The sequence below is a fragment of the Streptomyces sp. DSM 116793 genome, from assembly GCF_057320905.1.
On record NZ_CM170494.1, the window covers coordinates 6,960,050 to 6,980,557 of the forward strand.

The 20,508-nt window shown below is 73.1% G+C and carries 16 protein-coding genes and 1 pseudogene; 15 read left to right on the forward strand and 2 right to left on the reverse strand.

Annotation, left to right across the window (positions count from 1 at the left end; translation table 11 throughout):
- Positions 1 to 168: 168 nt before the first annotated feature.
- A complete protein-coding gene (locus tag ACSMXW_RS27395) occupies positions 169 to 1,581 on the forward strand; it encodes a sugar porter family MFS transporter (RefSeq protein WP_485800133.1) in 1,413 nt (470 codons plus the stop codon).
- A gap of 179 nt (positions 1,582 to 1,760) precedes the next feature.
- On the opposite strand, the gene ACSMXW_RS27400 is transcribed toward ACSMXW_RS27395, so the two are convergent.
- Positions 1,761 to 2,030 (reverse strand): hypothetical protein, encoded by a 270-nt coding sequence (locus ACSMXW_RS27400; RefSeq protein ID WP_485800135.1) that lies wholly within the window; start codon positions 2,028 to 2,030, stop codon positions 1,761 to 1,763.
- 382 nt (positions 2,031 to 2,412) lie between these two features.
- Here ACSMXW_RS27400 and ftsY point away from each other — a divergent pair, with 382 nt between their 5' ends.
- Complete coding sequence (gene ftsY, locus ACSMXW_RS27405; protein ID WP_485800137.1) at positions 2,413 to 3,612, forward strand: signal recognition particle-docking protein FtsY; 1,200 nt, start codon at positions 2,413 to 2,415, stop codon at positions 3,610 to 3,612.
- A 589-nt stretch (positions 3,613 to 4,201) separates the two neighbouring features.
- Here ftsY and ACSMXW_RS27410 read toward each other — a convergent pair.
- Entirely contained in the window at positions 4,202 to 4,945 is a 744-nt protein-coding gene (locus ACSMXW_RS27410) for a bifunctional DNA primase/polymerase (protein WP_485800139.1), read from the reverse strand.
- Positions 4,946 to 5,524: 579 nt separating this feature from the next.
- Between ACSMXW_RS27410 and nsdA the strand changes: the two genes are divergently transcribed.
- The 13 genes and pseudogenes from nsdA (at position 5,525) to rplS (ending at position 20,224) form a co-directional block, all read left to right on the forward strand.
- Entirely contained in the window at positions 5,525 to 7,012 is a 1,488-nt protein-coding gene (gene nsdA / locus ACSMXW_RS27415) for a transcriptional repressor NsdA (RefSeq protein ID WP_485800141.1), read from the forward strand.
- 348 nt (positions 7,013 to 7,360) lie between these two features.
- Positions 7,361 to 8,719 (forward strand): ammonium transporter, encoded by a 1,359-nt coding sequence (locus tag ACSMXW_RS27420; RefSeq protein ID WP_485800142.1) that lies wholly within the window; start codon positions 7,361 to 7,363, stop codon positions 8,717 to 8,719.
- Positions 8,716 to 9,054, forward strand: coding sequence for a P-II family nitrogen regulator (locus tag ACSMXW_RS27425; protein ID WP_485800144.1), 339 nt, complete (start codon positions 8,716 to 8,718; stop codon positions 9,052 to 9,054). Before ACSMXW_RS27420 ends, ACSMXW_RS27425 begins: the two co-directional genes overlap by 4 nt.
- Positions 9,055 to 9,326: 272 nt before the next feature.
- Positions 9,327 to 9,626, forward strand: coding sequence for a hypothetical protein (locus tag ACSMXW_RS27430; RefSeq protein ID WP_485800145.1), 300 nt, complete (start codon positions 9,327 to 9,329; stop codon positions 9,624 to 9,626).
- The gene (locus tag ACSMXW_RS27435; RefSeq protein WP_485800147.1) at positions 9,623 to 12,307 is read left to right on the forward strand and encodes a [protein-PII] uridylyltransferase; all 2,685 of its coding nucleotides are present in this window, start codon (positions 9,623 to 9,625) and stop codon (positions 12,305 to 12,307) included. Before ACSMXW_RS27430 ends, ACSMXW_RS27435 begins: the two co-directional genes overlap by 4 nt.
- Positions 12,308 to 12,418: 111 nt before the next feature.
- Positions 12,419 to 13,969: a signal recognition particle protein gene (ffh, locus tag ACSMXW_RS27440; protein ID WP_485800148.1), complete on the forward strand. Its 1,551-nt coding sequence runs from the start codon at positions 12,419 to 12,421 to the stop codon at positions 13,967 to 13,969.
- Positions 13,970 to 14,092: 123 nt separating this feature from the next.
- Entirely contained in the window at positions 14,093 to 15,508 is a 1,416-nt protein-coding gene (gene proS, locus ACSMXW_RS27445) for a proline--tRNA ligase (protein WP_485800149.1), read from the forward strand.
- A 575-nt stretch (positions 15,509 to 16,083) separates the two neighbouring features.
- Positions 16,084 to 16,680, forward strand: a complete 597-nt coding sequence (locus ACSMXW_RS27450; RefSeq protein WP_485800150.1) for a hypothetical protein — start codon at positions 16,084 to 16,086, stop codon at positions 16,678 to 16,680.
- Between the two features lie 328 nt (positions 16,681 to 17,008).
- Positions 17,009 to 17,437 (forward strand): 30S ribosomal protein S16, encoded by a 429-nt coding sequence (gene rpsP / locus ACSMXW_RS27455; protein WP_485800151.1) that lies wholly within the window; start codon positions 17,009 to 17,011, stop codon positions 17,435 to 17,437.
- 2 nt (positions 17,438 to 17,439) lie between these two features.
- Positions 17,440 to 17,679: an RNA-binding protein gene (locus ACSMXW_RS27460; protein ID WP_018850017.1), complete on the forward strand. Its 240-nt coding sequence runs from the start codon at positions 17,440 to 17,442 to the stop codon at positions 17,677 to 17,679.
- Between the two features lie 163 nt (positions 17,680 to 17,842).
- Positions 17,843 to 18,358, forward strand: a pseudogene (gene rimM, locus ACSMXW_RS27465) (ribosome maturation factor RimM); the annotation flags it as partial.
- Between the two features lie 299 nt (positions 18,359 to 18,657).
- Entirely contained in the window at positions 18,658 to 19,533 is an 876-nt protein-coding gene (trmD, locus tag ACSMXW_RS27470) for a tRNA (guanosine(37)-N1)-methyltransferase TrmD (protein ID WP_485800153.1), read from the forward strand.
- A 340-nt stretch (positions 19,534 to 19,873) separates the two neighbouring features.
- On the forward strand, positions 19,874 to 20,224 hold the full coding sequence (rplS, locus tag ACSMXW_RS27475; RefSeq protein ID WP_485800155.1) for a 50S ribosomal protein L19: 351 nt from the start codon (positions 19,874 to 19,876) through the stop codon (positions 20,222 to 20,224).
- The last annotated feature ends 284 nt before the right edge of the window (positions 20,225 to 20,508 follow it).

The following is a 20,508-nucleotide window of genomic DNA, read 5'->3' on the forward strand; positions in this document are numbered from 1 at the left end:
CTGCCGACGGAGTATCTCTTCATCCAGGCCTATTGACTTCGATACTTGAATGGATAGCCTCGGCAACATTGCTTTTACGTTTCAGGTGGTGGGCAACGCACCGGTGTGCGCCACTGGAGGTGCTCGCCCCCACCGCGGCAGTCTTGTCGTCGGCCCGAGGAGTACGCAGTGACCAGCACAGCGGCAACACCGTCCGCCAGGGAAGCGCACCCCGAGCACCTCAGACACGTCATCTTCATCGCGGCGGCGGCCGCGATGGGCGGCTTCCTCTTCGGGTACGACAGCTCCGTCATCAACGGCGCCGTCGAGGCCATCCGCTCCCGCTACGACATCGGCCCTGCCGCGCTGGCTCAGGTCATCGCCGTCGCGCTGATCGGCTGTGCGATCGGCGCCGCCACGGCCGGCCGGATAGCCGACCGCATCGGCCGGATCCTGTGCATGCGGATCGCCGCGGTGCTCTTCACCGTCAGCGCCGTCGGCTCCGCGCTGCCGTTCGCGCTGTGGGACCTCGCCATGTGGCGGGTCATCGGCGGCTTCGCCATCGGCATGGCCTCCGTCATCGGCCCGGCCTATATCGCCGAGGTCTCCCCGCCCGCCTACCGCGGCCGGCTCGCCTCCTTCCAGCAGGCCGCGATCGTCGTCGGCATCGCGCTCTCGCAGCTCGTCAACTGGGGCCTGCTGAACGCCGCCCACGGCGACCAGCGCGGCAGCCTGCTCGGCCTGGAGGCCTGGCAGGTGATGCTGGGCGTGATGGTGATCCCGTCCGTCCTGTACGGCACGCTGTCCTTCGCCATCCCCGAGTCGCCCCGTTACCTGATCTCCGCGGGCCGGCACGCCAAGGCCCGTGAGGTGCTGGCCGAGGTCGAGGGCCGCCACGTCGACCTGGACACCCGGCTGGCCGAGATCGAGCACGCCATGCGCCGCGAGCACAAGTCCACGTTCCGCGACCTGCTCGGCGGCCGGGGCTACTTCAAGCCGATCGTGTGGATCGGCATCGGGCTCTCCGCCTTCCAGCAGCTCGTCGGCATCAACGTCGCGTTCTACTACTCGGCCACGCTGTGGCAGTCGGTCGGCGTGAACCCCACGGAGTCGTTCCTCTACTCCTTCACCACGTCGATCATCAACATCATCGGCACCGTGATCGCGATGATCTTCGTCGACCGGATCGGGCGCAAGCCGCTGGCGCTGATCGGCTCCGCGGGCATGACGGTCGGGCTCGCGCTGCTGGCCTGGGCGTTCTCGGCGCCCCTGATCAACGGCAAGCTACCGGCCACACAGGGCTGGGTGGCGCTGATCGCGGCGCACTTCTTCGTGCTCTGCTTCGCGCTCTCCTGGGGCGTCGTCGTCTGGGTCCTGCTCGGCGAGATCTTCCCGAACAGGCTCCGCGCCGCCGCGCTAGGCGTCGCCGCCTCCGCCCAGTGGATCGCGAACTGGGCGATCACCGCGAGCTTCCCGTCGCTGTCCGACTGGAACCTCTCCGGCACGTACATCATCTACACCGCCTTCGCCGTGCTCTCGATCCCCTTCGTCGTCAGGTTCGTGACGGAGACCAAGGGCAAGGCGTTGGAGGAGATGGGCTGACCGTCCCCGCCGCCCGTCTCCTCGATCCGTCCGCCGCCCCGGCCCGGCCAGAGCCCGAGCCGGGGCGGCGGTCGCGTGCGGCGTCCGGGAGTCGTACGTCCGGGGCGCCGGGTGTCCGGGGCGCCGGGTGTCCAGGGAGTCGTACGTCCAGGGGCCGGGTGGTCGGGGGAGCCGTGCGTCTAGGGGGCCTGCGGCGCGGGTGTCTGTTCCGGTGCCGGTGGGGGTGTCTGCGGTTCCGGGGTGCCCGGCGCGGCCGCCTCCGGGGCGCCGGTGACGCTCCAGCGGCCCACCTCGCGGTACGCCGAGTCGTAGACGGCCGAGCCGGCGCCGGGCCGCAGCTCGTGGTGGCGGAGGCAACCGCCCCAGTAGCGCAGGATGCGGCCCAGCTCCCGGGCCGGCTCCACGCCGGGCAGCGTCTCGTCGATGTCGACTTCGAGAAGGAACTTCACCTCTCGGCTCTCCCATTCCTCGTCGGGTCCTCTGTCTGCTGCCGCCGGTGTCCGCTGCCTCCATCGTTCCATTGCACTGCCCTGTGAGACTTCCGTGACGTCCTTCCAGGTCGGATCGGTGATATGTGAGGAAAGTCCAAAAGCGGGGATCGGGTGGGCCGGTGCGGGCGACGGACCGGGAGCGGGCCAGGGCCGTCTCGGGGCCGGACCAGGGGCGGCCCGGGGCGCTTTCGGGGCCGGGCCGGGGGAGTGAGCCGCCCCCCGCCGGCCGGTGCGGAACCGAGGCATACGAGGCATACGGCTGTGGCCGTGGGCGGCGTCCGGGGCGTCCCGGTGGCGCCCCGGCTCCCGGGACGCCGCGATACCTGATACTGGGGGCGTTATGGAAACCGTCATCCTTGCTGTAGTCATCGCCGTGGTCGTGATCGGCGCGCTCAGCGGGCTCGTGATCGGCAGCCGCAGGAAGAAGCGGCAGACACCCCCGCAGGCCGAGGCGCCCACCCAGACCCCCGACATCACCGCACCGCCGCGGCCCCAGGCCCCGAAGGAGGGCGAGCCGGGCGGCGCGCCCCAGGACACCGGGGCGCCCACCGTCGAGGCCGAGCCGCCCGCCCCCGTGGTCACCGAGCCCGAGGCACCGCCGGCCATCGAGGTCCCCGAGCCCGCCGCGGGCCGCCTGGTGCGGCTGCGCGCCCGTCTTTCGCGGTCGCAGACCGCGCTCGGCAAGGGCCTGCTCACGCTGCTCTCCCGCGAGCACCTGGACGAGGAGACCTGGGAGGAGGTGGAGGACACCCTGCTGACCGCGGACGTCGGCGTGGCGCCCACCCAGGAGCTGGTCGGCCGGCTGCGGGAGCGCGTGAAGGTGCTCGGCACCCGCACCCCGGAGGAGCTGCGCACCCTGCTCCGCGAGGAACTGCTGACGCTGGTCGGTACCGACCTCGACCGCACCGTGCACACCGAGTCCGGCCTCGACACCCCCGGCATCGTGCTGGTCGTCGGTGTCAACGGCACCGGCAAGACCACCACCACCGGCAAGCTGGCGCGGGTCCTCGTCGCCGACGGGAGGTCGGTCATCCTCGGTGCCGCGGACACCTTCCGCGCCGCCGCGGCCGACCAGCTCCAGACCTGGGGCGAGCGGGTCGGGGCCCGGACGGTGCGCGGTCCCGAGGCGGGCGACCCGGCGTCGGTCGCGTTCGACGCCGTCAAGCAGGGCAGCGAGTCGGGCGCCGACGTCGTCCTCATCGACACGGCGGGCCGGCTGCACACCAAGACCGGGCTGATGGACGAGCTGGGCAAGGTCAAGCGGGTCGTCGAGAAGCACGCCCCGGTGGACGAGGTGCTGCTCGTCCTGGACGCCACCACCGGCCAGAACGGCCTGGTGCAGGCCAGGGTGTTCGCGGAGGTCGTGGACGTCACCGGCATCGTCCTCACCAAGCTGGACGGCACCGCCAAGGGCGGCATCGTCATCTCGGTCCAGCGCGAGCTGGGCGTCCCCGTCAAGCTGGTGGGCCTGGGCGAGGGCCCCGACGACCTGGCCCCCTTCGAACCGGACGCGTTCGTGGACGCGCTCATCGGCGCGTAGCGCCCCTGAAGGGGTGCGGGCACCCCCACGGAAGCGGCCACCGGCCGCTGGCCCGACAGGCGCCCCGACCCCCCACGGCGGGTGGCGATCCTACGCTCGCGTCGCGGCCGTTCGCGCGGTTCCCCGCGCCCCTTCGGCCCGGGGCTGCGCGCCGCCGGGTGGTGCGGGTGCGCGAGGGGGCGCGGCTACGGGCTCGGCTACGGGTCGGCGTCCCGGTGTCCCGGTGTGTGTCCGGGGGTGCCTCTTGCGGTGGGTGGCGATTCGACGGTTGCGTCGTGGCCGTTCGCGCAGTTCCCCGCGCCCCTTCAAGCCGGGGCTGCGCCCCGCCGGGTTGTACGGGCGCCCTGGAAGGGGCGCGGGGAACTGCGCGAGGAGGGGCCACTGGCCGGTGGCGGGGAGGCGACCGCGGGGGGCTGGGCGCGGCCCTGGAAGGGGCGCGGGGAACTGCGCGAAACCGTCCACCGGCCGGGGCGGGGAGGCGACCGCAAGGGGCTGGGCGCGCCCCAGAAGGGGCGCGGGGAATCGCGCGACGGGTCACCACCGGCCGGTGGTGCGGCGGCGGCGGTTCCGGTCCGCCGGCCACCCCGGGTCACCCGGCAAACGGCGCCCTGTGCGCCATATACGCAAGCGTCCCCAACACCAACCGCGCCTCCGGCGCCTCCCGCCCCCCACTCGCCATGTCGACTTCGGGAGCCCGCAGCCACCGCACCGCCCCCAGACCCCCCCGATCGAACGGCGGAGCCGTGATGTACTCGCCGGGCCCCCGCCCGCACAGATCGAGGTCCGCCCCGTCCCACCCCATCCGGTACAGCAGCACCGGGAGCTCGGCGGCCGCCCCGGGCGCGACGAAGAACTGCGCGCGGCCACCGGGCGTCAGCGCCACAGGCCCGAGCGGCAACGCCATCCGCTCCAGCCGCACCAGCGCATGCCGTCCCGCCGCCTCCGGCACCTCGATCACGTCGAAGGCACCCCCCACCCGGAGCATCGCGGCGGCACCGGGAAAGCGCGCCCACGTCAGGCTCACCTCGTCGAGCGTGGCCCCGGCGGGTACGACGGGGGCGAAGTCGAAGGGATGGGCGCCGGGCGCCGGGCAGTCCGCACGCCCGCAGGAGCAGGTACCCGCCACGGCCCGCGCGCCCGGAACGACATCCCACCCCCACAGCCCCGTGAACTCGGCCGCGAGGGTGCACTCCGACGCCCGGCCGCGACGGCGCACCCCCGACCGCAGTACACCGGACCGCAACACACCGGACCGCAGGGCACCCGGCCGCGACGCACCCGACCGAGGCGCACCGGGCCGCAGCTCGCGGCTGCCGCCGATCGTGAAACCCATGCCCCCTCCAACAGGTCCAGTACGCCGCTGGTCACTCAAAGAAATCGGTCCGTGACGCTCAGTTCTCACTTAGGTCCTCTGTCCCGGGATTCGTCCCGTCATCCCGGAAGCCGTCCCGTTATGGCGGCGTCTTGTGGCGCTGTGGGTGGTGCGCCAGACGTCCGCGCGCCCCGGCGCACTTCGTTCCATCCGCTTCCGGCTCGTCGCCTTGTCGACTGTGATGTGTCAAGTGAATCGTGCGGAGTGCCAGGGGAGTTCATTCGAAGGGGTGGCGAATGGTGGCGTTTCGATAATCCCCCTGGCCGAAGGGGTGACTGCGGCGTTACTTTGAGTACACAATCCTGGATGTGGCACGTCGGTCGGGCACGTCGGGCATGCAGACGGCACGCCGCTCCCGCCTACCGCGCGGACGCCGAGTGGAGATGCGCACAAGCCGGCCTCCGCGGAATGACCCGGTATCCACGAATTCCGGCGGATACCGGCGGATACCGGCCGGTTCCACATATCGGACGGGCCGCCGCGCGGCGCGGCATTCTGGTACGGCTGGACACGCACCGCACACACAAGTGGGCTTCGGAAATGGGGGCGTTAGTGGTCGGCAGGGGCGAAGGTGGCACGCATGCCGAGAAGCGGCCCAATGAGCTGCTCGGCTCCTGGTTCGTACGCAGCGGCTGGTCCAAGGGCGAGCTGGCCCGCCAGGTCAACCGCAGAGCCCGTCAGCTCGGCGCCAACCACATCTCCACCGACACCTCCCGCGTCCGCCGCTGGCTCGACGGGGAGAACCCCCGCGAGCCCATCCCACGCATCCTCTCCGACCTGTTCTCCGAGCGTTTCGGCTGTGTCGTCGCCGTCGAGGACCTCGGCCTGCGCGCCCCGCACAGGCCGCCCTCCGCCTCCGGCGTCGACCTGCCCTGGACCGGCCCGCAGACGGTCGCGATGATCAGCGAGTTCTCCCGCAGCGACCTCATGCTGGCCCGGCGCGGCTTCCTCGGCACCTCGCTCTCGCTCGCGGCGGGACCCGCCCTCGTCGAGCCGCTGCAGCGCTGGCTGGTGCCCTCCCCGGCCGCCCCGGCGACCGAGCCCGCCGCCCAGGCCACCCCGCGCCGCCCCGGCCGCCTCTCCCAGCCGGAGCTGGAGCTGCTAGAGGCCACCACGGTGATGTTCCGCAAATGGGACGCCCAGTGCGGCGGCGGCTTAAGGCGCAAGGCCGTCGTCGGCCAGCTCCACGAAGTCACGGACCTTCTCCAGGAGCCCCACCCCGAGCCCACCAGGAAGCGCCTCTTCAAGGTCGCCGCCGAACTCGCCGAGCTGGCCGGCTGGATGAGCTACGACATCGGCCTCCAGCCCACCGCCCAGAAGTACTTCGTGCTCGCGCTGCACGCCGCCAAGGAAGCCGGCGACAAGTCCCTCGGGTCGTACATCCTCTCCAGCATGAGCCGCCAGATGATCCACCTCCGGCGGCCCGACGACGCCCTGGAGCTGATCCACCTCGCCCAGTACGGCAGCCGCGACTGCGCAGGAGCGCGCACCCAGTCCATGCTGTATGCGATGGAGGCCCGCGCCTACGCCAACATGGGCCAGCCCGGCAAGTGCAAGCGGGCCGTCCGGATGGCCGAGGACACCTTCGCCGACGCCCTCGACGGCACCGAGCCCGAGCCCGACTGGATCCGCTTCTTCACCGAGGCCGAGCTGCACGGGGAGAACGGCCACTCCTACCGCGACCTGGCCCGGGTCGCAGGCCGCAGCCCCACCTACGCCACCCTCGCCGAGCCCGCCATGGCGCGCTCCGTCGAGCTCTTCGCACCCGACCGCGAGCACCAGCGCTCCTACGCCCTCAACCTGATGGGCCTCGCCACCGTGCACCTGCTGAAACGGGAGCCGGAGCAGAGCGCCGCCCTCACCCGGGAGGCGTTCGGCATCGCCAAGAAGGTCCGCTCGGAGCGCGTCAACACCCGCATCCGCACCACCGTCGACACCGTGACCCGCGACTACCCCGGCCTCGCAGCCGTCGACGACCTCTCCGAGCAGCTCGCCGTCCACCTCCCGGAGGCGGCGGCGACCGTCTGACCCGCACCACACGCCCAGGCGTCCCGGCGCCCGCACACCCGCCCGGCCCTCCGCCACACGCCCGGCGCGGCCCCGCCCGCGGGGCCCCTGACATCCGCCACACCGCAAGCGGCGCCCATCCGAGGGCGCCGCTCTGTCGTGGTTGCGACATGGTAACGAAGCACCGCGCCGAGGACACCCGAGTTCACCGCTGCGTAACACACGGGCAGCCTTCGTCACCCTCGCGAAACATGCTGCGGCATCGACCGAAACGGCACTGCGGAACGCTCAGCCGAACTGGCCGACCCCCCTCACGACCGCACTCGCCCGGCCCGCACCACGGGCCGTACCGACGACGAGGAGACACCGATGCCCCCAGGCATCACCCTGGCCGCGGACACCCCGCAGTTGTCCGCCGCCAATACCGGGTTCATGCTCATCTGCTCCGCCCTGGTGATGCTCATGACACCGGGCCTCGCCTTCTTCTACGGAGGTATGGTCCGCGTCAAGAGCGCCCTGAACATGCTGATGATGAGCTTCATCAGCCTGGGGATCGTCACCATCCTGTGGGTGCTCTACGGCTTCTCCGCCGCGTTCGGCACCGACCACGGCGGCATCGTCGGCTGGGACGGGCACTTCGTGGGCCTGAGCGGTATAGGCCTCACCCAGCTCTGGCCCGGTTACACGATCCCGATCTACGTCTTCGCCGTGTTCCAGCTGATGTTCGCGATCATCACGCCCGCGCTGATCAGCGGTGCCCTGGCCGACCGGGTGAAGTTCACGGCCTGGGCGCTGTTCATCGCGCTCTGGGCGACGGTGGTCTACTTCCCGGTGGCGCACTGGGTCTGGGGTGCCGGCGGCTGGGCCTTCAAGCTCGGGGTGATCGACTTCGCGGGCGGTACCGCGGTGCACATCAACGCCGGTGCGGCGGCGCTCGGCGTCATCCTGGTCATCGGCAAGCGCGTCGGGTTCAAGAAGGACCCCATGCGCCCGCACAGCCTGCCGCTCGTGATGCTGGGCGCAGGTCTGCTGTGGTTCGGCTGGTTCGGCTTCAACGCCGGCTCGTGGCTCGGCAACGACGACGGTGTGGGCGCCGTGATGTTCGTCAACACACAGGTCGCCACCGCAGCCGCCATGCTGGCCTGGCTCGGCTACGAAAAGCTCCGGCACGGCACCTTCACCACCCTCGGCGCCGCCTCCGGCGCGGTCGCGGGGCTGGTCGCCATCACGCCCTCCGGCGGCTGCGTCAGCCCGCTAGGCGCGATAGCCGTGGGCGCCATCGCGGGCCTGCTGTGCGCCATGGCCGTCGGCCTCAAGTTCAAGCTCGGCTATGACGACTCCCTCGACGTGGTCGGCGTCCACCTGGTCGGCGGTGTGGTGGGCTCCCTGCTCATCGGGTTCTTCGCCACGGGCGGCGTGCAGTCCGACGCCAAGGGCCTCTTCTACGGCGGCGGGCTCGACCAGCTCGGCAAGCAGGCGGCCGGCGTCTTCGCCGTCCTCGCCTATTCGCTGGTGGCCTCCGCGGTGCTGGCCTTCCTCGTCGACAAGGCCCTCGGCATGCGGGTCACCGAGGACGACGAGGTCGCCGGCATCGACCGCACCGAGCACGCCGAGACCGCCTACGACTTCAGCGGCGCGGGCGGCGGCACGGCCCACCGCACCGTCGGCGGCGTCGGTCTCGTCCCGCCGGTCGACGAACACGCCCAGGCCAGGAAGGTCGACGCATGAAGCTGATCACCGCCGTCGTGAAGCCGCACCGGCTCGACGAGATCAAGGAAGCACTCCAGGCCTCCGGTGTGCACGGCCTCACCGTGACCGAGGCCAGCGGCTACGGCCGTCAGCGCGGCCACACCGAGGTGTACCGCGGTGCCGAGTACACCGTCGACCTCGTCCCCAAGATCCGGATCGAGGTCCTGGTGGAGGACGACGACGCCGACCACGTCACCGACGTCATCGTCAAGGCCGCCAGAACCGGCAAGATCGGGGACGGCAAGGTCTGGTCCGTGCCGGTCGACACGGCCGTCCGGGTCCGGACCGGCGAGCGCGGGCCCGACGCGCTCTGAGCGCGGGCGACATGGCCCTGGGGGAGGGATCCTCCGGGCCCGGCGACGGCCTGGCGGGCCCGACGGCGCGCCGGGCGCCCGGGCATCCGGGGTGGCGGCCGGGCACGACCGATCGCCCCGGAGTGGCGACCGGCGGCCGGCATCCGGCGGCCCGGCGGCCGGTCGCCCCGCCGCCCCCGCAGGGCCACCGCCCGCCGGGTGTGGCGGCACCGCACATGGACGAGGGGGCCGAAACGGCAGGAGTCACCTGGTGACCAGCGTGGACGAACGCAATGACCGCGACGAGCATGGCGGACGGGACGACCGTGATGATCGTGCCGCTCGCGACGATCGTGCTGAACGCGACGACCCTGGCGCACGCCATGACCGTGACGAGCACGTCGACCGTGACGAAGACATCGACCGCGGCGAGCTCGACGGCCGTCACACGCACGTCGACCGAGGCGGGCACGACGGCCGTCACACGCACGATGGCCATCACACGCACGATGGCCGCGGCGGGGACGACGGCCGCGGCGATGACCACAGGCCTGAACACCGGAGGGCTGAAGACCGGAAGGCTGAAGACGTGAAGCCCGGCGACCGGAAGCCGGAAGACCCGAAACCCGACGCCGAGGCCGGCCTCCCCGACCCGGAGGCCGACGGTTACCCCGCGGCCCGGTTGCGCCTGCTCACCCGGGACGAGCCGGCCGGCTCCGCGCGCCGCGCCGCCCTCGCCGGGCTCACCGACGCCTGGCTCGGCGGTCTGTTCACGCGCGCCGCGGCCGGACTGCCCGGCGTCAGCCTGGTCGCCGTCGGCGGTTACGGCCGCGGTGAGCTGTCCCCGCGCAGCGACCTCGACCTCCTGCTGCTGTACGACACCCGCGCCGACCCGGCCGCCGTGGCCGCGCTCGCCGACCGCATCTGGTACCCCGTCTGGGACCTCGGACTCGCGCTCGACCACTCGGTGCGCACCCCCGCCGAGGCCCGCAGGACCGCCGGCGGCGACCTGAAGGTCCACCTCGGCCTGCTGGACGCGCGCCACCTCGCGGGCGACCCGGGGCTCAGCGCCGAACTGCGCACCACCCTTCTGGCCGACTGGCGCAACCAGGCCGCCAAGCGGCTGCCCGAACTGCGTGAGCTGTGTGCCGAGCGGGCCGCCCGTCAGGGCGAACTGCGCTACCTCCTCGAACCCGACCTGAAGGAGGCCCGCGGCGGGCTGCGCGACGCCACCGCCCTGCGCGCCGTCGCCGCCTCCTGGCTCGCCGACGCTCCCCGCGAGGGCCTCGCCGACGCCCGGCGGACCCTGCTCGACACCCGCGACGCCCTGCACCTGGCCACCGGGCGCGCCACCGACCGGCTCAGCCTCCAGGAGCAGGACCAGGTCGCCGACGCCCTCGGCCTGCCCGACGCGGACGCCCTGCTGCGCACCGTCTACGAGGCCGCCCGCACCATCGCCTACGCGAGCGACGTCACCTGGCGCGAGGTGGGCCGGGTGCTGCGCTCCCGCTCCCGGCGGCCCCGGCTGCGCGGCGTCCTCACCCGCGGCGGCTTCGGCCGGGGCGGCGCCGCGCAGCCGGAGCGCACCCCGCTCGCCGAAGGCGTCGTCGAGCAGGACGGCGAGGCCGTGCTCGCCCGCACCGCACGCCCCGAGCACGACCCGGTCCTGCCGCTGCGGGCCGCCGCGGCGGCCGCCCAGGCCGGGCTGCCGCTCTCCCTGCACGCGGTGCGCAGGCTCGCCGCCACCACCCGGCCGCTGCCCACCCCCTGGCCCTCCGAGGCCCGCGACCGGCTGGTGACCCTGCTGGGCGCCGGCCGGCCCACCGTCGAGGTGTGGGAGGCACTGGACGCGGAGGGGCTGATCAGCAGGTTGCTGCCGGACTGGGAGTGGGTGCGCTGCCGCCCCCAGCGCAACGCCGTGCACACCTGGACCGTCGACCGGCACCTGGTGGAGACCGCGGTACGCGCCGCCGCGCTGACCCGCCGGGTGGGCCGTCCCGACCTGCTGCTCGTCGCCGCCCTGCTGCACGACATCGGCAAGGGCAGGGACGGCGACCACTCCGAGGCGGGCGCCGCGCTCGCCGCGCGGATCGCCGCCGGGATCGGCTTCGACGCCGCCGACACCGCCGTGATCACCACCCTCGTCCGCCACCACCTGCTGCTCGTCGAGACCGCCACCCGGCGTGACCTGGACGACCCCGCGACCGTCGCCACCGTCACCGACGCGGTGGGCAGCACCGGCACCCTGGAGCTGCTGCACGCCCTCACCGAGGCCGACGCGCTGGCCACCGGCCCCGCCGCCTGGTCGTCCTGGCGTGGCGGGCTCGTCGCCGACCTGGTGCGGCGGGCCGCCGGGGTGCTCTCGGGCCGGGCGCCCGCCGCGCCCGAGCCGTCCGCGCCCACCGCCGAGCAGGAGCGGCTCGCCATGGAGGCGTTCCGCACCGCCGGGCCCGTGCTGCGGCTGCGGGCCCGGCCCGAGTCCCCGGGCGACGGCGCGCACGGAGTGGCCGCCGCGGAGGACCTCCCCGCGGCCGGCCCCACCGGCCCCACCGGCCCCACCGGCCCCACCGGCCCGGCCGGCCCGGCCGGCACGCCCGGCGAGCCGGAGCCGCTCGGCGCCGAGCTGCTGGTCGCCGTCCCCGAACAGCCCGGGGTGCTGCCGGCGGTCGCGGGCGTGCTCGCCCTGCACCGGCTGACGGTGCGCACCGCCGAGCTGCGCGTGAAAGAGCTGCCCGACGACCTCGCGGAGCCGGCCGCGGAGCGGGCGCCGCGCACACCCGCGACAGACGGCGGAGCGCCCGGCGTCCGGGCAGCCGGCGGCCCGGACGCCGCCCCGCCACCCCGGGCCGTCCTGCTGCTGGACTGGCGGGTCGCCGCCGAGTACGGCTCCCTCCCGCAGGCCACCCGGCTCCGCGCCGACCTGGTGCGGGCGCTGGACGGCTCCCTGGACATCGCCGGCCGCCTCGCCGAGCGGGACGCCGCCTACCCGCGGCGCCGCGGCAGCGCACCGCCGCCCCCGAGGGTGACCGTCGCGCCCACCGGCTCGCGCCGCGCCACCGTCATCGAGGTGCGTGCGCAGGACGCGCCGGGGCTGCTGCACCGCGTGGGGCGCGCGCTGGACGCGGCGGGCGTCCGGGTGCGCAGCGCACACGTGTCCACGCTCGGCGCGAACGCGGTCGACGCGTTCTATGTGACCGGCGCCGACGGCCTGCCGCTCGGCACGGAGCGCGCGGGCGCCGTGGCGGGCTCCCTGGAGGCCGTGCTGAGGGGGTGACCGAAGCCGCCCGGGCCCACTCGGATCGATCAGGCCGGGACGATCGGCCGCCGGGCCCGATACCCTGGGGGACGACGCAGACCATCGCCGACACCAAGGACCTACGCCGCCGTGTTCGATACCCTCTCCGACCGCCTGTCAGCGACCTTCAAATCCCTCCGCGGCAAAGGCAGGCTCTCCGAGGCGGACATCGATGCCACGGCGCGCGAGATCCGCATAGCGCTGCTCGAGGCGGACGTCGCGCTCCCCGTGGTGCGCGCCTTCATCAAGCAGGTCCGGGAGCGGGCGAGCGGCGCGGAGGTCTCCCAGGCGCTGAACCCGGCCCAGCAGGTCATCAAGATCGTCAATGAGGAGCTGATCGGCATCCTCGGCGGCGAGACCCGCCGCCTGCGCCTCGCCAAGCAGCCGCCGACCGTGATCATGCTGGCCGGACTCCAGGGTTCCGGCAAGACCACCCTCGCGGGCAAGCTCGGCCGCTGGCTGACGAGCCAGGGCCACACCCCGCTGCTGGTCGCCTGCGACCTCCAGCGCCCGAACGCCGTGAACCAGCTCACGGTCGTCGCCGAGCGCGCCGAGGTCGGCGTCTACGCCCCCCAGCCGGGCAACGGCGTCGGCGACCCGGTACAGGTCGCCAAGGACTCCGTCGAGCACGCGCGGACCAAGCAGTACGACATCGTCATCGTCGACACCGCCGGCCGGCTCGGCATCGACCAGGAGCTGATGCGGCAGGCCGCGGACATCCGCGACGCGATCAGCCCCGACGAGATCCTCTTCGTCGTCGACGCCATGATCGGCCAGGACGCGGTCAACACCGCCGAGGCCTTCAGGGACGGCGTCGGCTTCGACGGCGTGGTGCTCTCCAAGCTCGACGGCGACGCCCGCGGCGGAGCCGCGCTCTCGGTGGCGCACGTCACCGGCCGTCAGATCATGTTCGCCTCCAACGGCGAGAAGCTGGACGACTTCGACGCCTTCCACCCGGACCGGATGGCGTCCCGCATCCTCGGCATGGGTGACGTGCTCACCCTGATCGAGAAGGCGGAGCAGACGTTCAGCCGCCAAGAGGCCGAGAAGATGGCCGCCAAGCTGGCCAGCTCCAAGGGCAAGGACTTCACGCTCGACGACTTCCTGGCCCAGATGGAGCAGGTCAGGAAGATGGGCAGCATCAGCAAGCTGCTCGGCATGCTCCCCGGCATGGCGCAGGTCAGGGACCAGATCCAGAACGTGGACGAGCGCGAGGTGGACCGCACCGCCGCGATCATCAAGTCCATGACCCCCGGTGAGCGCCAGGACCCCACGATCATCAACGGCTCCCGGCGCGCCCGTATCGCACGCGGCTCCGGCGTCGAGGTCGGCGCGGTGAAGAACCTGGTGGAGCGGTTCTTCGAGGCCCGCAAGATGATGTCCCGGATGGCCCAGGGCGGGGGCATGCCCGGCATGCCGGGGATCCCGGGCATGGGCGGCGGTCCCGGCCGCCAGCGCAAGAAGCAGAAGGCGGCCAAGGGCAAGCAGCGCTCGGGCAACCCGATGAAGCGCAAGCAGCAGGAGCAGGAGGCCGCCGCACGCCGCGAGGCCGCCGCGCAGGGCCAGGCCTTCGGCGCGCCCGGCGACCAGGGCGACGGGACGTTCGAGCTGCCGGACGAGTTCAAGAAGTTCATGGGCTGAGCGGCTCCGGCGGCCCGCGGGCAGCCGGGGGCCGCCGCCCCGGCTGCCGCACATGGAGTGTCCCGCCGTGCCGCCGGCTGACTCGGCGGCCGCAGACGTGCCCGTCGCCGTAGCATGCGCGCCATGGCCAAGGCACCCGTACTCACCCCCCGAGCAGACGACTTCCCGCGCTGGTACCAGGACCTCGTCACCAAGGCCGAACTCGCCGAGAACGGCCCGGTGCGCGGCACCATGGTCATCAGGCCGTACGGGTACGGCCTGTGGGAGCGGATGCAGCAGGAGCTTGACGCGCGCATCAAGGCGGCCGGCGCCGCCAACGCCTATTTCCCGCTCCTGATCCCGCAGTCGTACCTCACCAGGGAGGCCGAGCACGTCGAGGGCTTCGCAGCCGAGCTGGCCGTGGTCACCCACGGCGGCGGCAAGGACCTGGAGGAGCCCGCCGTGGTGCGGCCCACCTCCGAGACCATCGTCAACGCCTCGTTCGCGAAGTGGGTGCAGAGCTACCGCGATCTGCCCCTGCTCATCAACCAGTGGGCGAACGTGGTCCGCTGGGAGATGCGCCCACGGGTGTTCCTGCGCACCACCGAGTTCCTGTGGCAGGAGGGCCACACCGCCCACGCCAGCTATGAGGAGGCCCGCGACTACGCGGCGCACATCCACCGCGAGGTCTACGCCGACTTCATGGTGAACGTCCTCGGCATCGACGTCGTGCCCGGCCGCAAGACCCCGGGGGAGCGGTTCGCCGGAGCCGTCAACACCCTCACCCTGGAGGCGATGATGGGCGACGGCAAGGCCCTCCAGATGGGCACCAGCCACGAACTCGGACAGAACTTCGCCAAGGCCTTCGGGATCCGCTACCTCTCCAGGGACGGCCGGGAGGAACCGGTCTGGCAGACCTCCTGGGGCGCGTCCACCCGGATGGTCGGCGGACTGATCATGTCGCACGGCGACGACCACGGGCTGCGTGTCCCGCCCCGGCTGGCCCCCGTCCAGGCCGTGGTCCTCGCCGTCAAGGACGACGAGGCGGTGCTGGCGAAGGTCCGCGAGCTGGGCGTCGCACTGACGGCCGCCGGCATCCGCGTGCATGTCGACGACCGCACCGACACCCCCTTCGGCCGCCGCGCCGTCGACTGGGAGCTGAAGGGCGTGCCGCTGCGCGTCGAGGTCGGCCCCCGCGACCTCGCGGAGGGCACCGTGACGCTGGCCCGCCGGATCCCCGGCGGCAAGCAGCCCGTCGCCCTCGCCGGCCTCGCCGGACTGCTGCCGGAGCTCCTGGAGGCCGACCAGGCCCTGCTGCTGCGGCAGTCCCGCGAACGCCGCGAGGCCCGCACCACGGACGTCACCGGCATCGGGGAGGCCATCGCGGCGGCCAGGAGCGGCGGCTGGGCCCGCATCCCCTGGGCGGCCCTGGGGGAGGCGGGCGAGGACAGGCTCGCCGAGCACGCCGTCACGGTCCGGTGCCTGACGACGCCGGACGGGGCGGTTCCTGACGCCGACGACGCACCCGGTAATGTCGCCCTCGTGGGACGCGCCTACTGACCGGCCCACGGGGCGCTGCCGTGCGACCTCGTCCGAGCGTCTCCGGCTCCGCGGTGCCTCCGCGGTACGCGGCGGTGCCCGCGTCCGCCGCGCGCCGTGCCCGTGACCCGGGCCGACCGCCGCACCCGTGACCCGGGCCATGGCACCGCCCGTGCACTCCGGGGACGGGGCACCCGCCCGTGACCCGGGCCCCGTGCCACCGGACGCCACCCGCACCCTGACGTGCGGCCCAGGCGCACTCCGACGCGAGGCATGCACAGGCCGACGCGGGGTATGCGCGGCCCTGGCGAGGAGCGCGCCCGCGCCGCACATGCGGCGGCGCCGGGCGCACGAGTGCCAGGGCGTGAGCGCCGAACGTCCCGGCGTGCGGACTTTGCCTGAGGCGCGCGGATTTTGCCTGAGGGGCGCTGCGTACGTGTCACTACGTGCTGCCTTAGTGTGAGCTGTGCGACATATCCGCAGATCAGAGCGCCCGTCCTCGTCGCAGCGCATCAGTGCTTACTGAGTGGTAAGTGCAAAATATTTGGGATGCCCCGGAATCGGAACACAGAGGCACCCCGGATCGTTCTCACGACGTGAGCACGACACCACCTGTTCTCGCCGCAGAGCTGGCAGGGGCATGGGCCGAAATTCAGCGGCACCACCCAGAGCTGCCAGATCTTGCCGCGCCCGAATCACTGATCGGCGAGTCGTCGTCCGCCTGTGGCGCCGAACTCTCCTTCGAGCGACTCCTCCACGAGGCAGTCCATGGCATCGCGGCCGCCCGCGGGGTGCGTGACACCTCCCGCGCCGGCCGGTACCACAACCGCAGATTCCTCGCGATCGCCGAGGAGCTTGGTCTCGACCACCCGGAGGAGCCCCACCCGAGCAGCGGGTTCTCCCTGGTGAGTCTCAAGCCCGAGGCCAGAAGGCGTTACCGTCCCACCATCGAGCGACTCCAGCGCGCCCTCAAGGCGCACTCGGCGGCCACCGAGCGCGACTCCGCCGGCAGCTTCCGTGGCCCCGCGGGGCGCCACGGTTCGTCCGGCGGCGGCGTCCGGGTCAAGGCTGTGTGCGACTGCGGGCGCAATGTCCGCGTCGTGCCGTCCGTGCTGGCGCAGGCCCCCATCGTCTGCGGCGGCTGCGGCAAGCCCTTCCGGATTCCGGAGGTGGTCGGCGCCGGGGCGCGCTGACAGTTCCCTTGCGGGCTCCCCGTGCGCCCGCCGCGTCCCGCAGGGCAGCGCCCTCACGGCTGACCCTGCCCCATCCAGGGCCGCCCCGGCCGACGCCCCCACCGGCGTCGCCGGGGGCCGCCCCGTACTCAGTTGCGCCCCGCCCCGGGGCGCCGTCCGCTGGTTCGGTGGGCCCTTCCAGGTGTGGCACAATGGCTGGCTGTACTCGACAGCCGCACAGGACCCCTCTCTCCTCCGGCTGACGCGTCCATCGGGCCACCTCGGGTACCGCAGCCCCACGCGGCCATCCCGCTGTGCCCACCACGTCAAACCAGGAGAACCCACTCCCGTGGCAGTCAAGATCAAGCTGAAGCGTCTGGGCAAGATCCGTTCGCCTCACTACCGCATCGTCGTCGCCGACTCCCGTACCCGCCGTGACGGCCGGGCCATCGAGGAGATCGGCCTGTACCACCCGGTGCAGAACCCCTCGCGCATCGAGGTCGACGCCGAGCGCGTGGCGTACTGGCTCTCCGTGGGCGCCCAGCCGACCGAGCCCGTCCTCGCCATCCTCAAGAAGACCGGCGACTGGCAGAAGTTCAAGGGCGAGCCCGCCCCCGCGCCGCTGCTGCAGCCCGCGGAGAAGGCCGCCCGGCCCACCTTCGAGGCCCTCGGCGGTGACGACGAGGCCAAGGGCGAGGCCATCACGCAGAAGAAGAAGGCAGACAAGAAGGCGGACGAGTCCGAGGCTGCGTCCGACGCCGCGTCGACCGAGGCCTGAGCATGCTTGAGGAGGCTCTCGAGCACCTCGTGAAGGGCATCGTCGACAACCCCGACGACGTACAGGTGGCCTCCCGCAACCTGCGCCGCGGGCGCGTCCTGGAGGTCCGGGTGCACCCGGACGACCTCGGCAAGGTGATCGGCCGCAATGGCCGCACGGCCCGCGCACTGCGCACGGTCGTGGGCGCCATCGGTGGCCGTGGCATCCGCGTCGACCTCGTCGACGTGGACCAGGTTCACTGAGTTCACCGGCACACTGCAGCACCGGCTCGGGCCGGGGACGGGCCGCTCGGGCCGTCCCCGGCCCGATGTCGTCGTTGAGCGCCGTTGTGGGGCACAGCATGCAACAAGGCCGTACAGCACACGACCGCGGCCGTACAGGACACGATCAGGAGAGTCGGACACCGTGCAGCTTGTAGTCGCCCGGGTGGGCCGCGCCCATGGCATCAAGGGCGAGGTCACCGTCGAGGTGCGCACCGACGAACCCGAGCTGCGGCTCGCCCCCGGCGCCGTGCTCACCACCGACCCGGCCGCCGCGGGGCCGCTCACCATCGAGACCGGCCGCGTGCACAGCGGCCGGCTGCTGCTGCGCTTCGCGGGAGTGACGGACCGCAACGCCGCCGAGGCACTGCGCAACACCCTGCTCATCGCCGATGTGGATCCGGACGAGCTTCCCGAGGACCCGGACGAGTACTACGACCACCAGCTGATCGACCTCGACGTCGTCACCGTGGACGGCACCGGCATCGGGCGGATCACCGAGATCTCGCACCTGCCCTCCCAGGACCTGTTCGTCGTGGCCCGGCCGGACGGCGGCGAGGTGTTCGTCCCGTTCGTCGAGGAGATCGTCAAGGAGATCGACCTGGCGGAGCAGAAGGCGATCATCGACCCGCCGCCCGGTCTCGTCGACGACCGGGCGGACGACGATCGCTCGGATGCGGATGGCGGCCGCACGGATGGCGGTCGCACGGATGGCGGTCGCACGGATGGCGGTCGCACGGATGGCGGCCGCACGGATGGCGGTCGCACGGATGGCGGTCGCCCAGGTGCGGATGACGAACGTGCCGAGGTCGACGCCGACGCCGACGCCGACGCCGACGCCGACGCCGACGCCGACGCCGGGGCCGACGCCGATGGCGGCCAGGGCGATGACGGCGCAGAGACCGTCTCCACGCGCCCCTCGCGCACCGTGCGCTCCTCGCGCGACCAGGACGGCGCCTGATGCGGCTCGACGTCGTCACGATCTTCCCCGAGTACCTCGACCCGCTGGACGTCTCCCTCGTCGGCAAGGCACGCGCGCGCGGACAGCTCGACGTCCGCGTCCACGACCTGCGGCAGTGGGCCCACGACCGGCACAACACGGTCGACGACACGCCCTACGGCGGCGGCCCCGGGATGGTCATGAAGACGGACCCGTGGGGCGAGGCCCTGGACACCGTCGTCGCCGACGGCTACGAGCGCGGCGCCGGACGCCCGGTGCTCGTCGTGCCCACCCCGAGTGGGCGCCCGTTCACCCAGGAGGCGGCCGTCCACCTCTCCGAGCGGCCCTGGCTGATCTTCACCCCCGCCCGGTACGAGGGCATCGACCGCCGCGTCGTCGACGAGTACGCGACCCGCATGCCCGTCCTGGAGCTCTCCATCGGCGACTACGTCCTCGCGGGCGGCGAAGCGGCCGTCCTGGTGATGGTGGAGGCCGTCGCCCGGCTGCTGCCCGGCGTGCTGGGCAACGCCGAGTCGCACCGCGACGACTCCTTCGCGCCCGGCGCCATGGCCGACCTCCTGGAAGGCCCCGTCTACACCAAGCCCCCGGTGTGGCGCGGCCGGGGCGTCCCCGAGGTGCTGGTCAGCGGCCACCACGGCAGGATCGCCCGCTGGCGCAGGGACGAGGCCCTGCGCCGCACCGCGGAGCACCGCCCCGACCTCATCGAGCGCTGCGACCCGGAGGCCTTCGACAAGCACGACCGCGCCACCCTGGCCGCCCTCGGCTGGTACCCGGGCCCCGGCGGACGGTACCTGCGTGGCCCGCAGCCGGACCCCGGGGCGGACGACGCCCCCGAGGAGCCCACGCCCGCCGCGGGGACCGTACGGCGGGGCTGAAGGCGGCACGGCGGGGCCCCGCAGGGGCCGCAACGGCGGGACGTGGGCTTCTCGGGGCCGCACGGCGGGGGCTCAGGCTCTCAGGCCGCACGGCGGGGCCCAGGCTCTCAGGTGCCGCACGACCGGCTGAGCGCCCCGCACGGCTGAGCACGGCGCAGCGGCGCAGGCCGTCGATTTGGGCGCAGCCCCGGCGCATGGAAGAATGGTGCGCTGTTGCACTTCGTCGGGCGTGCGCCCCTGCCACAGGGGGACACGACGCCCGCCCCGGCGAGCACCGCACTCACCGTCTCATCGACTTCCCGCCGATGACCTGTGGCATCGGCGAAGAAAGCAGACTCCCATGTCCCACCTGCTCGACTCCGTCGACAGCGCGTCGCTGCGCACCGACATCCCGGCCTTCCGCCCGGGCGACACCGTGAACGTCCACGTCCGCGTCATCGAGGGCAACCGCTCCCGTGTGCAGCAGTTCAAGGGCGTGGTGATCCGCCGCCAGGGCGCCGGCGTCCGTGAGACCTTCACGGTCCGCAAGGTCTCCTTCTCCGTGGGCGTCGAGCGCACCTTCCCGGTGCACACCCCGATCGTCGAGAAGATCGAGCTCGTCACGCGCGGTGACGTCCGCCGTGCCAAGCTGTACTACCTCCGTGACCTGCGCGGGAAGGCCGCGAAGATCAAGGAGAAGCGCGAGAGCTGAGCGCGCCCGAGGCTCCCTGGCCGGGCCGGATAGCATCTGGCCCGATGGACACCGAGGCGCACCCCGCGGAGCGCGATCCCTCCCGCCCGTCCTCTGAAGAGGGCCCGGCGGGGGAGGGGTCGCGCTCCGCGCGTGTGTCGGCGCCAGGGCCAGGGGGCCGCCTGCGGGCGTCGGCCGCCGGGGACCCCGCGGGTGCCCCGGCGGCGGGGGACTCGGCGCGGGGACCTGCGGCCGAGGGCTCCGCGCGGGGGCAGGGGGACCCCGCGGGCGGGCCGCCGGACGCG

Coding starts and splice junctions, on each gene's coding strand:
- nsdA (WP_485800141.1), top strand. CDS start 5,525: ATGGGGGCGTTAGTGGTCGGCAGGGGCGAAGGTGGCACGCATGCCGAG.
- ACSMXW_RS27420 (WP_485800142.1), top strand. CDS start 7,361: ATGCCCCCAGGCATCACCCTGGCCGCGGACACCCCGCAGTTGTCCGCC.
- proS (WP_485800149.1), top strand. CDS start 14,093: ATGGCCAAGGCACCCGTACTCACCCCCCGAGCAGACGACTTCCCGCGC.
- ACSMXW_RS27430 (WP_485800145.1), top strand. CDS start 9,327: ATGACCGCGACGAGCATGGCGGACGGGACGACCGTGATGATCGTGCCG.
- trmD (WP_485800153.1), top strand. CDS start 18,658: ATGCGGCTCGACGTCGTCACGATCTTCCCCGAGTACCTCGACCCGCTG.
- rplS (WP_485800155.1), top strand. CDS start 19,874: ATGTCCCACCTGCTCGACTCCGTCGACAGCGCGTCGCTGCGCACCGAC.
- ftsY (WP_485800137.1), top strand. CDS start 2,413: ATGGAAACCGTCATCCTTGCTGTAGTCATCGCCGTGGTCGTGATCGGC.
- ACSMXW_RS27425 (WP_485800144.1), top strand. CDS start 8,716: ATGAAGCTGATCACCGCCGTCGTGAAGCCGCACCGGCTCGACGAGATC.
- ACSMXW_RS27460 (WP_018850017.1), top strand. CDS start 17,440: ATGCTTGAGGAGGCTCTCGAGCACCTCGTGAAGGGCATCGTCGACAAC.
- ACSMXW_RS27410 (WP_485800139.1), bottom strand. CDS start 4,945: ATGGGTTTCACGATCGGCGGCAGCCGCGAGCTGCGGCCCGGTGCGCCT.